At 43.0% G+C, this 12,742-nt stretch carries 9 protein-coding genes; 8 read left to right on the forward strand and 1 reads right to left on the reverse strand.

Annotation, left to right across the window (positions count from 1 at the left end; genetic code table 11):
• Positions 1–85 precede the first annotated feature (85 nt).
• The 8 genes from FGG15_RS03060 to FGG15_RS03095 all read left to right on the forward strand — a co-directional run bounded on the left by FGG15_RS03060 (position 86) and on the right by FGG15_RS03095 (position 10,386).
• Complete coding sequence (locus FGG15_RS03060) at positions 86–472, forward strand: transmembrane 220 family protein (protein ID WP_138833087.1); 387 nt, start codon at positions 86–88, stop codon at positions 470–472.
• Positions 469–1,314, forward strand: a complete 846-nt coding sequence (locus tag FGG15_RS03065) for an EboA domain-containing protein (RefSeq protein ID WP_138833089.1) — start codon at positions 469–471, stop codon at positions 1,312–1,314. The genes FGG15_RS03060 and FGG15_RS03065 overlap by 4 nt, the downstream gene beginning before the upstream one ends.
• The gene (locus tag FGG15_RS03070) at positions 1,314–2,219 is read left to right on the forward strand and encodes a TatD family hydrolase (RefSeq protein WP_138833091.1); all 906 of its coding nucleotides are present in this window, start codon (positions 1,314–1,316) and stop codon (positions 2,217–2,219) included. Before FGG15_RS03065 ends, FGG15_RS03070 begins: the two co-directional genes overlap by 1 nt.
• A gap of 3 nt (positions 2,220–2,222) precedes the next feature.
• Positions 2,223–3,113: a UbiA-like protein EboC gene (gene eboC / locus FGG15_RS03075; protein WP_138833093.1), complete on the forward strand. Its 891-nt coding sequence runs from the start codon at positions 2,223–2,225 to the stop codon at positions 3,111–3,113.
• Positions 3,114–3,134: 21 nt separating this feature from the next.
• Positions 3,135–4,295: a 3-dehydroquinate synthase gene (locus FGG15_RS03080; RefSeq protein WP_138833095.1), complete on the forward strand. Its 1,161-nt coding sequence runs from the start codon at positions 3,135–3,137 to the stop codon at positions 4,293–4,295.
• Positions 4,295–5,506 carry a metabolite traffic protein EboE gene (gene eboE / locus FGG15_RS03085; RefSeq protein ID WP_138833097.1) on the forward strand — a complete coding sequence of 404 codons (1,212 nt, stop codon included), beginning with the start codon at positions 4,295–4,297 and terminating at the stop codon, positions 5,504–5,506. The genes FGG15_RS03080 and eboE overlap by 1 nt, the downstream gene beginning before the upstream one ends.
• A gap of 13 nt (positions 5,507–5,519) precedes the next feature.
• Entirely contained in the window at positions 5,520–6,905 is a 1,386-nt protein-coding gene (locus FGG15_RS03090; RefSeq protein WP_138833099.1) for an alkaline phosphatase family protein, read from the forward strand.
• A 130-nt stretch (positions 6,906–7,035) separates the two neighbouring features.
• Positions 7,036–10,386, forward strand: a complete 3,351-nt coding sequence (locus FGG15_RS03095) for a ThuA domain-containing protein (RefSeq protein ID WP_138833102.1) — start codon at positions 7,036–7,038, stop codon at positions 10,384–10,386.
• 53 nt (positions 10,387–10,439) lie between these two features.
• On the opposite strand, the gene FGG15_RS03100 is transcribed toward FGG15_RS03095, so the two are convergent.
• Complete coding sequence (locus FGG15_RS03100) at positions 10,440–12,542, reverse strand: elongation factor G (protein ID WP_138833104.1); 2,103 nt, start codon at positions 12,540–12,542, stop codon at positions 10,440–10,442.
• Positions 12,543–12,742: the final 200 nt, after the last annotated feature.

Genomic DNA, 12,742 nt, shown 5'->3' on the forward strand with positions numbered 1-12,742 from the left:
TAAGCTTCAATCGATACGAAGAACTTATTCTGACAAAAAGTGATTACATTGTACAAGCGGTAAGACACCAACATAGTTGAAAATCATGGGGAATCAAAAGAAATCAGTTGCAACGGGAAAAATCTTAAATCTACTGTTGTTCATTTTGTTCGCTGCCTTCGCGGTTCTGCAATTAAATGACAAAGATGGCATATTGTGGTTTTCCATTTATGGTGTGGTGGCATTGGTTCATTTATATGTTGGTTTTAAATCAATCAATCGGAACATTCTGTTGCTAATGATGATTGGACTGGCCATATACAGCGCTGTGCATATCCCCCATTTTGTGGATTGGATTCAAGTGCAAAACAAATCGGAACTTTTTGGGGAAATGGTCTACGAAAAACCATACCTTGAGGGTACCAGAGAATTTTTAGGATTGGTCATAGCTTTGGTTTCCTTGATCTACCAATGGAGGCAATCCAAAAAATGAAAAAATCTGTTCCAAAACAATGCGTGAAGGATAAAATGGGAGATAGAAAGTTAGATTTTGCCAATTACGTTTTAAACAAATTGTCTCTTGAAGAACAAGATTGGTTGAATTTAAAAACGGTAGGCATCAAGGAAAACACGAAGAGGTTTCCAATTTTCTTTAGCCAGGCATCGCGTTTTATTACCAAGGATGTCCCGGAATGGCATACTGGAGAAATTCAAGAACTGAATAGCATATATCCCGGGTTTGGCAATACCGATTGGACCAAACAAGATCTGGCAAGGACAGTATTGGTATGTTCCCTGGACACAAATAAAGACGCACAGGTACTAAGTGGTTTTTTTGAAATTGCCGAGATGAAAGAATTGGTAGCGCTCTATAAAAGTCTGTTTTTATTGGACAATGCAGCCGATTTCGCTCCACAGGTTAAAGAAGGAGTCCGCACCAATATGGTGAACGTGTTTGACGCCATTTGTCTTGGGAATCCTTTTGCTGCGGCTTATCTGGAGGACCCTGCATGGAACCAATTGATTTTAAAAGCGGTTTTTATGGATAGACCCCTGTACAAAGTCCAAAATATAGACAAAAGAAGAAACAAGGAGCTGGCTTATATGCTACAAGATTATATTCAGGAGCGCTGGGCGGCAAATCGAACAGTTTCTCCAGAAGTATGGCGACTTGTACATCAGCACCTACGGGAAAATGTCAAACAATTAATTTTGGCAAAGGAACTTGAAACTTTCGAAAAAGATGCCATTGAGGCGATTTTGGATTCCAATACAATTCAGGACGAGGAATTTTGGTACAACATAGGAAAAATGAACGAATTAAATTTGAACTAATGCACTATATAGACCCCCATATACATATGGTCTCAAGGACCACAGACGATTATGAAGCCATGAGGGAAGCCGGTATTGTGGCTGTTATTGAACCGGCTTTCTGGTTGGGACAACCTCGCACTACAGTGGGATCCTTCAAGGATTACTTTAGCATGCTGGTCGGTTGGGAACGCTTTAGGGCTTCGCAATTTGGAATCAAGCATTATTGCACCATCGGACTGAATTCCAAGGAAGCGAACAATGAGGAGTTGGCCGAGCAGGTCATGGAAGTCCTACCACAATTTTTGGCCAAGGAAGGTGTTGTGGCCGTTGGTGAAATTGGGTATGATGATCAATCCCAAGCCGAGGACAAATACTTCCGCTTACAACTGGAACTCGCCAAGGAATTTGAACTTCCCGTTATGGTTCATACTCCGCATCGAGATAAGAAAAATGGAACCCTAAGGAGTATGGATGTCATCCAGGAACATGGCATTCCAGAACATATGGTGGTCATAGACCACAACAATGAAGAAACCGTTAAACATGTGCTGGATAGAGGCTTTTGGGCCGCCTTTACCATCTACCCGAAAACCAAGATGAGCAAAATGCGGATGGTGAATATTGTAAACACCTATGGTTCTGAAAAGATTATTGTGGACAGCTCAGCCGATTGGGGAGTAAGTGATCCGTTATCCGTTCCAAGAACCGCGGCCTTAATGAGAGAGAACGGCATTGCCGAACATCATATCCACCTCACTTGTTACCAAAATGCATTGACCGTTTACGGGCAAAGTGGACAGTTCAATGAATCTGGTTGGAAACAGGATCGTGTTGTAAAACAAGATGATCTCCATAAAGGAAATAGCGTGTTAAGGGGTCAAGAAGCGAAGGAAATCAACTTCAAAAACAGTATCGGGGATTAATACATGCAATGGTACGGGTATATACAGCTGATAAGGCCTGCCAATATTGTAACGGCCATAGCGGATATCATTGCGGGAGTGGCCATAACAGGTCTCTTTACCCTTGATGTTTGGAATCAGGAGGTTATCTTGAATCTGTGCCTGTTGATTCTTTCCACCTCCTGTTTATATGGCGGAGGAATTGTTTTTAATGACGTCTTCGACATTGAGCAGGACAAAATCCATAGACCGGAGAGAGTAATTCCTTCGGGAAGGGTCAGCCTAAACCAAGCCAAACGCTTTGGCACCTTACTTTTCTTAGTCGGAATCCTTGCAGCTTTTGGGGCATCAATTTTAAGTGGTGGCTTGGCTACGGTCATTGCTCTGTTGGCCTTTCTCTATGACAAATACAGCAAACACAATTTAGTTTTGGGCCCATTAAATATGGGGGCGTGCAGGGGCTCTAATCTTCTGTTGGGTATGAGCATTGTACAGCCTATTCCTTCGCAATTTCTTTGGATTGGATTACTGCCCATAATCTTTGTAGCGGCCATCACCCTAACCGCACAAAAGGAAAGCCAAGGAAAGAACAAAAGAGCTATAATGGTTGCCATGGTATTGGATGCAACTATAGTAGCCGGTATCTTACTATTAGGCCGATACTTTAACTTTTCATTAAAATCAGCTTCCATATTTATAGTATTTTGGTATGGAGTAAACTTTTTGGCGAAGCTTAAGGCGATTCGGCATAATCATCCAATAGCCATTAAAAATGCAGTAAAAACTGGGGTTTTGTCGCTTATCCCCCTAAATGCAAGCTATGTAGCGGGTTTTGGTTCCATGTATTTGGGATTGGCTACGCTTTGCCTGCTGCCCCTGTCCATATATCTGGCTAAAAGATTTGCGGTGACCTAATTTGTTATGCAGAAAGAAATTATGAAAAAGGAAAGAACATTAGAGCAGAAGTTTCAAGTGAGTTTTCAATTTAAGGTGTTGTTTACCCACCAGATTTTCGATGTGGACAATACAATTCTCCACAAACTACTGTCGGAAAATGCAATGAACACCAGCAAAGCGCTTGTTGTGGTGGATAGTGGAGTTAAAGATGCCCATCCTACGCTGTTACCAGCTATTGAAAATTACTTTGATAATTTCGGTAAGTCCATTGCCCTTCAAGGGGATATTTTGGAAATTCCAGGTGGGGAGGCCGCTAAAAATGATGAAGCTCTCATCAAATCCATTTTGGACAAGGTGAACCGATTTGGGATTGATAGGCATTCGTATATCATTGCCATAGGCGGAGGTGCGGTTTTGGATGCTGTGGGTTTTGCTGCCGCGATAGCACATCGCGGTGTTAGACATATTAGAATACCCACTACGGTTTTATCCCAAAACGACTCTGGTATTGGGGTGAAAAATGGGATTAATTCTTATGGAAAAAAGAATTTCACAGGCTGTTTCGCCAGTCCGTATGCGGTTATAAATGATGCCACTTTCCTCACCACTTTGGATGACCGGGATTGGAGATCTGGAATAGCAGAGGCCATTAAAGTAGCCTTGATCATGGATTTGGATTTCTTCGAGTGGATCGAAACGGAGGCAGACGCCTTGGCCAATCGCAATATGGAAGTAATGGACGAGCTCATCTATCGTTGTGCGGATTTGCATATGCAGCACATCCGAACTTCTGGTGATGCCTTTGAACAAGGATCATCCCGTCCACTGGATTTTGGACATTGGGCTGCCCATAAATTGGAACAATTATCCCATTTTTCGTTACGTCATGGAGAAGCGGTGGCCATTGGTATTGCTCTGGACAGTACCTATTCGCAGCTAAAAGGATATCTGAACCAGCCATCTCTTTATCGCATTTTGAATCTGATGACTACTTTGGGATTTGAACTGCATCACCCAGAACTTAATGACCAGGTCATACAAGGACTTGAAGAATTTAGAGAGCATTTGGGCGGACAGCTTACCATTATGTTGCTCAACGCCATTGGCAAAGGGTTTGAAGTCCATGAAATGGATGAGGAACTGGTTCTGGAGGCGATGAATTATGTGCAACAGTACAGTGCGCAAAAAATTGAGATGTAATGCAAATTGAACAGAATGCTCATTTAACCTACTGCACCAATATTCATCCTGGAGAAAGTTGGGAAGAAGTCTTTGCCAGTTTGCAAACATATGGCTTGGAAGTAAAAAATAAGGTTTCCAACAATCAAGCCTTTGGTATTGGTTTACGATTATCGAGACGTAGCGCGGAAGAATTGATTCAAGGAAATCAATTAGACCATTTCAAGTCTTGGTTGGATGCCCACAATTTATATGTATTTACCATGAATGGTTTCCCTTATGGCGATTTTCATCATGTTACAGTAAAAGACCAGGTCCATACTCCCGATTGGACAACGGCAGACCGAGTGGTATACACAAAAAGTCTGGTGAAAATTCTCGCCCATCTGCTTCCAGAAGGCATGGAAGGTGGAATTTCAACTTCCCCCCTCTCCTATAAATATTGGTTCAAAACCAACGAGCAGATTGAAGAGGTAAAAAACAAAGCTACCCTATCCCTTATGTCAGTGGTTGAAGATCTGGTCAGAATCAAAAATCAACAAGGCAAAACCATACACATCGATATTGAACCGGAACCGGACGGGGTTTTGGAAAATACCCAAGAAGTCATTTCCTTTTATCAAGATCATTTGCTCAAAACGGGTGTGGTGGTATTGCAGGAAAAACTAAAATGTTCCCAGTCCGATGCACGTAAGCACATTTTGGACCACATTCAAATCTGTTATGATGTCTGCCATTTCTCGTTGGCCTATGAAGAACCAAAGGACGTTATGGCACAATTTCAGGAACAGGGCATTAAAGTTGGGAAAATACAGATTAGCGCTGCGCTTAAAAGTAGACGTTCTCCAGATATTTCCATCAAAGAACAGCAGGATTGCCTGCAACAATTTGATGAACCAGTTTACCTGCATCAAGCAGTGGTGCAGCGTGAGGATGGAAACCTGGACCGTTATCCCGACCTTCAAGAGGGCATACATGCCATGACCAGCGAAAATTTTAAGGAACTGCGGGCGCATTTCCATATCCCCATTTTTATCCCAGATTTTCAAGTATTGGAATCCACCCAAAACGACATTGTCAAAGCTTTGAAACTATGGCAAGAAATTTCTTATAGCAGTCATCTGGAGGTTGAAACCTATACCTGGACCATTTTGCCAGAGCATTTACAAACGGATATAACAAGTTCCATTGTAAGGGAACTGCAATGGGTCCTGAAACAATTGGAATCTTAATCAGAAGTAAAGCATGAAACAAACTGCGGTCATCAATGTGGTTGGACTCTCTTCTTCCCTACTTCAACATGAAGATTTGTTTTTGACCCAGTGGATAAAAAACAAAAGACTTTCCAAGATAAAACCAGTGCTTCCGGCAGTAACTTGTTCTGCCCAATCCACCTATTTGACCGGAAAATGGCCTTCAGAACATGGGATTGTGGCCAACGGCTGGTACTTTAAGGATGAGTGTGAGGTGAAGTTGTGGAGACAGTCCAATCACTTGGTGCAGTCCGTAAAGATATGGGACAAGGCCAAAGCGGAGAATTCCAACTTTAGCTGCTCCAATATGTTTTGGTGGTATAATATGTATTCCAATTCAGACTTTAACGTGACCCCAAGACCGCAATACAGGGCAGACGGACAAAAGATTCCCGATTGCTATTCCAATCCCCCAGAACTAAGGGATAAGCTGCAAAAGGAATTGGGCACTTTCCCACTATTTAATTTTTGGGGGCCAACGGCCAATATTAAATCCTCCCAGTGGATTGCTGATGCCTCCAAATTAGTGCATACTTGGCACGAACCAACCTTGCAGTTAATCTATCTGCCTCATTTGGACTATGTGTTGCAAAAGCATAATGACCAAGACATCATTTATCAGCATCTAAAGGAGTTGGATGCGGTCCTAAAAGACCTTATTGAGTTTTATGAGGTAAAAGGAATTGACCCCATTGTACTTTCAGGATATGGCATCACCCCAGTAAAAGGGCCAATTCACATCAACCGATTGTTGAGGAAAAAAGGATATATAAAAGTTAGGGAAGAAAATGGATTGGAAATTTTGGACCCAGGAGCCTGTGATGCTTTCGCCATGGCAGATCATCAAATTGCACACATCTACGTAAATGCCAAAGGCAAATTGCAAGAAGTTAAAAGACTCCTTGAAAATTGTCCAGAAATAGATTTAGTCCTGGATTCCGATAACAAAAAGGATCATCATCTAGATCATGAACGGTCAGGCGACCTAGTGATAGTTTCAAAACAAGAATACTGGTTTACCTATTATTATTGGCTGGATGATGCTAAAGCGCCAGACTTTGCCAGAACCGTGGATATCCATAAAAAACCGGGATATGATCCGGTGGAAATGTTCACGGATCCCAATAAAAATTTGATGTTAGCACGAATTGGATGGAAACTGCTAAAGAAAAAACTCGGATTTAGGAGCTTGTTCAATATGATTCCACTGGATGCCAATTTGATCAAAGGATCTCATGGTGCCATCAACATTTCCGAGGAATATTATCCGGTTTTCATACACAGTTCTGACAAAGGGAAGCAGGACAGCGAAACCCTACTTCCTACGGAAGTCTATGGTCATATCTGGGGGAATATCTTTGGAACAGCCAATGAATAGAAATTGACTTTACCGATACATAAACATCGGTCTACATTGTATAAAATATTTCAACGGGCAATTATACACAGGAAAGAGACTATAAATCCTTAATTTTCCTTGTTTAAAATAAATTTCGAACGGCAAGACTATGAGCGTGACAAAATATGTAGTGGCACTTTTGGTGCTCCTCACCGCAGTTTCCTGTGGTAAAAAACAAAAGGAGATATTGGTATTGAGCAAAACCGAAGGCTTTAGGCATGGTTCCATTGAGGCTGGAATTGTAGCCCTGCAAAAACTAGGAACAGAGAACGGCCTTCAGGTGGTCGCCACTGAGGATGTGTCATACATCGTAGAAGATTCCTTGAAAAATTATGACGCTGTGGTCTTTCTAAATACCACAGGTGACATCTTGAATGCAGTTCAGCAAGCCGATTTTGAACGCTATATTCAGGCTGGTGGCGGTTTTGTTGGAGTTCATGCCGCAACAGACACGGAGTACGACTGGCCATGGTTTAACGAATTGGTGGGCGCCTATTTCATGGGACATCCAGCTGTGCAACCTGCTACTTTAAATATTATCGACGGAACGCATTCCAGCACCCAAATGCTTGATAGTACTTGGGTCAAGGAAGATGAATGGTACAACTTTAAGAGTTTTAATAAAGATGTTAATGTTCTGATTGAGATTGATGAAAACACTTATGAAGGCGGAAATCACGGAGAGCACCATCCCATTTCTTGGCATCATGATTACGACGGAGGGCGTGCTTTCTACACCGCCATGGGCCATACCGATGAAACTTTTACAGATGAGACCTTTCTAAAACATCTCATGGGCGGGATAAACTATGCCATGGGCAATCGCTCATTGGATTACAGCAAAGTCAAAACCGACAGAGTTCCGCTAGAGAACCGATTTACCAAGAAAATCCTGGATTTTAATCTGGATGAACCCATGGAGTTGGCCGAGTTGCCGGGCAGGGGAATTTTATTCATTGAGCGAAGAGGCAGTCTTAAACTATACGATTTCAAAACAGCATCCACCAAGGTAATTGCAAAATTGGACCTGTTTTATGGCAATGAAGATGGGCTTTTGGGAATGGCGGTGGACCCAAATTATGAAAAGAACAACTGGATTTATCTCTTCTATTCGTCCGCAGAAAAGGTGGAACAACATGTCTCCCGATTTACCCTTAAAGATGATGTCCTGGACCTGGATTCCGAAAAAATCTTGTTGGAGATTCCGCTGATACGCGAGTGCTGCCACAGTGGCGGCGGCTTGGAATTTGGACCTGATGGAAATTTATTCATCGGTTTAGGAGATAATACCAATCCATTTGAATCCCAGGGATTTGCACCCATAGACGAGCAAAAGGGAAGGGCACTTTGGGATGCCCAAAAATCCGCTGCCAACACCAACGACCTTCGAGGTAAAATTCTACGGATAAAGCCAGAGGATGATGGCACATACTCCATTCCCAAAGGGAACCTCTTTCCAGAAGGAACCCCCAACACCCGCGCTGAAATTTATGTTATGGGCTGTCGTAACCCTTTCAGATTCCACATTGATTCCAAGACCGGCTATGTGTACTGGGGTGATGTTGGACCTGATGCCGGAAAGGGAGTCGAAGACCGCGGCCCTAAGGGAATGGGCGAAATAGACCAGGCCAGAGAAGCCGGATTCTGGGGTTGGCCATACACCCGTGGTAACAATCAACTGTACAACGATTACGACTTTGCCAAGGAAGAATCCGGGCCTAAGTTTGACCCTAATAATTTAATCAATGATTCGCCGAACAATACTGGTATACATGAGCTTCCTCCAGCCCAGGAATCCATGATTTGGTATTCCTATGACCGCTCGGAAGAGTTTCCATGGTTGGGCGAAGGTGGAGTAAATCCCATGGCCGGTGTGGTGTATCACTCTTCCGATTATCCTAATGCCACCGAAAGTACTTTCCCAAAGTATTTTGAGAACAAACTGTTTGTCTACGAATGGATGCGGGATTGGATCTATGTGGTGACACTGGATGAAGAACAGAACTATGTTAAGGCCGACCCCTTTATGCCCAGTACCGAGTTTTCGCACCCAATGGATATGATCTTTGGTTCTGACGGGAAGATGTACATGCTTGAATACGGTCAAAAATGGAACTCCAGAAATCTGGATGCCCGCTTGAGTCAAATTTCTTATATAGAAGGAAACCTAAAACCTGTGGCACAGATCACGTCCAACACAGAAATAGGGGCCGCTCCCCTATCCGTTGAATTTTCAGGTTCGTCCTCTATAGATTATGATGGGGATGCGCTAAGTTATGAATGGTCTTTTTCTAACAGTTCTCAAGTGGAATCCACTGAAGAATCTCCAGTTCACACTTTTGAGGAAGCAGGACTTTACAGTGTACAATTAAAGGTAACCGACCCCTTGGGGAACTCAGATGTGACCAACACCAAGATTTTGGTGGGCAATACAGCTCCAGAGCTTCAAATACAGATTGAGCCCAAGGATTCCATGTATTTCAACAACAAAAAAGTCGCTTTTAAGGTTACGGTTAACGATGCGGAAGATGGTAGTTCAGACGGCGGTAGCATCCCTGCAGACCAAATCAAGGTTACCTTTAGCTATATTCCCGAAGGCGAGGACATGATCAAGGCCACTTTGGGTCATCAGCAAAATGTGGTTCCCGAAGGGAAAGTACTCATGGATGCCACCGATTGTGCCGCCTGTCATGCCGTGGATGTCAAGGTAAATGGGCCAAGTTACATGGAGATTGCGGAAAAATATAGCAGTGACGACCGCAATAATATGATTGATCGGGTCAAAAAAGGAAGTTCTGGTGTTTGGGGCGAGTCCTTAATGTCGGCCCACCCACAATTGGATATTGAAGAAATTGGGAAAATGGTGGACTACATCCTGTCCTTAAGCCCAGATGAAAACGTGGAAGAAACACTATTACCCCTGTCTGGAACCGTGCGTTTCAAGGAACATATAAAGGGGGACAGCGGTGGAAAATATGTATTGATGGCCTCCTATTTGGACCAAGGTAACGATGAGGTTCCGAATTCCGCTTTAGCCACAAGCTCGCAGATGATTTTTACAACTTCCAAACTTGAGGCGGAAGAAGCAGACGAATTAAGCGATGATGTTGGGGAATGGGAAGCAGGAGGTGCCGGTCTTGTGGGTTCCATCAAACACGATAGCTATATCGGTTTTGAAAACATCAATCTGAGCGGCTTAAAAAGTATTAGTTTTTCAGCCTTCTATATTTCTGGGTACAACTATAAGGGGGTGCTGGAGATTCGGGAAGATTCCCCCGAAGGTACGGTTATTGGCAGTACGGCCCTTGGGTTTTACCACGAGTCGGATGAAGGTTTCAAGAGCTATGAAATTCCTGTGAAGCCCACAGCTGAGCAAAGCGCACTCTATCTGGTTTTCAAAAATCCAGTGGACGAAAAGCAATTTGTAGCCAATGCCAACTGGATTATTCTAAACTATTGATATCAGCATCTGAGCTAGGGTTTCAGGACAAATCTTAACTGCAAAACTCTTGGTTAAACTTTTACCAAACTTTGCTGGATATTGTCAGGAACTGCCTCAAAAGAAGAAAATACGGAATTGAATGTAGCTTTACCCTGTGTCAAAGAACGCAGGTTTGTAGAATAACCGAACAACTCAACCTCTGGGGTGTTGCATTTTAGAATCTGATAACGGTCAGCGTTGTCTATCCCAAGAATGATGGACCTTCGGGATTGTAGATCGGTCATTACACTGCCCACCATTTCTTCAGGTACTTTTACGGTTAACTCTCGAATAGGTTCCAATAATTTTGGTTTGGCATTTAAAAATGCTGCTTTAAAGGCATGCGCACCTGCTATTTTAAAAGCTATGTCGTTCGAATCCACCGAGTGCATCCTTCCGTCATAAACCATCACCCGCACATCCCTTATGTACGAACCGGTCAACGGACCTGATTCCATCACCTCCAGAATTCCCTTTTTAATAGATGGCAAATACCGTAGGTCTATCACCCCTCCGACTATGCAATTATAGAAAACCAATTTGCCGCCCCAGGGTAGCGCCATTTCTTCCTTTCCCCTAATATTGAACCCCTCGGGTTCCGGTATACCCTCATACCATGGTTCAATTTTAAGGTGTACTTGGGCAAATTGCCCTGCCCCACCTGACTGTTTTTTATGTCTATAATTAGCAGTGGAAGAACGCTTTATGGTTTCCCTATATGCAATCTTGGGTTGTTCAAATTCGGCTTTTACGCCATAGCTATTTTCGAGGGTCCATCCAATAGTTGCCAAGTGCAACTCACCCTGACAGCTCAAAATCAGTTGTTTCAACTCTTTGGAATACGTGACCACAACAGTAGGATCTTGGCTATGTATTTTCTTTAGGGCATCGCTCAGTTTTTCCTCATCGGCCTGTTTTTGGGCAACCACAGATTTTCTGGTTCTAGGTTCTGGGTAACTTATGGGTCTAATCGTTACGCGGTGACCTTGTTTGTATAGGGTATCGTTGGTTTCGGTATGTTTCAATTTTAGGGTCGCACCAATATCACCAACCATCAGTTTTGAAACGGGTTCCCGTTTCTTTCCATCCATAATAAAGAGTTGGTGCAAGATTTCCGTTTCTCCAGTCCGAGAATTTACAAGTTTGTCATTGGCATTGATTACTCCGGATTTTACTTTAAAGAACGTTAATTGTCCAAGATTGGGCATGTGTACCGTTTTAAAAATGAACAGTGCCGTTGGAGCCTCTATTGTTCGCAAAACAGTTTTGTCCTCCACACTCTGTTCCGGCTTTAGGTCGGCTGCCGCGGGAGCTACATTATCAATAAAGCCCATGAGCCTGCCACTACCCATATCTTGAAGCGCTGACACACAGAAAACGGGAAAAAGTTCATGGTTCAGCATACCGGCTTTGATTCCCTGGCGCATCTCATCCTCGCTCAATGTACCTTTTTCAAAAAATAGCTCCATCAGGTCCTCGTCGTTCTCAGCTGCTTTTTCTACCAGTTCATTATGCAATTGATCTGCCAATTCTTTTTGGTCCTCAGGAATGGGCAATTTTTCGGGTTTTCCCCCTTGGGATGGAAATTTGTAGACTTTCATTTTCAACACATCAAGGATGCACTGTGCCCCATCATTGACCAAAGGATATTGGATTTTAACGGCATTGTTGCCGACTAAATCCTTGATCTCCTTAAAACTATCCTCAAAACTGGCATTCTTATGGTCTATTTGGTTGACCACAAATAAGGTGGGCTTGTTGTAAAGGTCAATATGGTTCCAAATAATTTGTGTGCCTATCTCTACCCCGTGCCTAGCGTTTATCACGGTGACAACGGTATCAGCCACCCTAATGGAAGAAAGTATCTCACCAATAAAATCATCAAGGCCAGGGGTGTCAATGATGTTGATCTTGTAATTCCGCCATTCGGTGTGCAAAGGGGTTGCAAAAACAGAAGCACCTCTTTGGTGCTCTATTTCATGATAATCCGATACCGTATTTTTACCTTCCACGGTGCCCCGTCTATTCAGTAAGCCCGCCTCAAAAAGCATGGTTTCGGCCAAGGTGGTCTTACCACTATTGTGGGCTCCCACAAAAACGATGTTCTTGATGTGTTTGTCATCATATACTTTCATAACCAGAAGTGTTTAGCGTATAAAAATCCCAATTTATTAACTCTTAAAACATGATATTTAGCACCTCTTTATCCTAAATAAAAAGTGCTGCCGACCTAACAAGAAGATGTCGAAAAATTTGGAGTTATCAGATTCACTATCAAGATAATAAATATCTGGTCAGCATGCAATCTGTGCCATTTTTTAAGTTGGCCGTCTGG

Source organism: Flagellimonas algicola, from assembly GCF_005937185.1.
Classification (GTDB): Bacteria; Bacteroidota; Bacteroidia; order Flavobacteriales; family Flavobacteriaceae; genus Flagellimonas; species Flagellimonas algicola.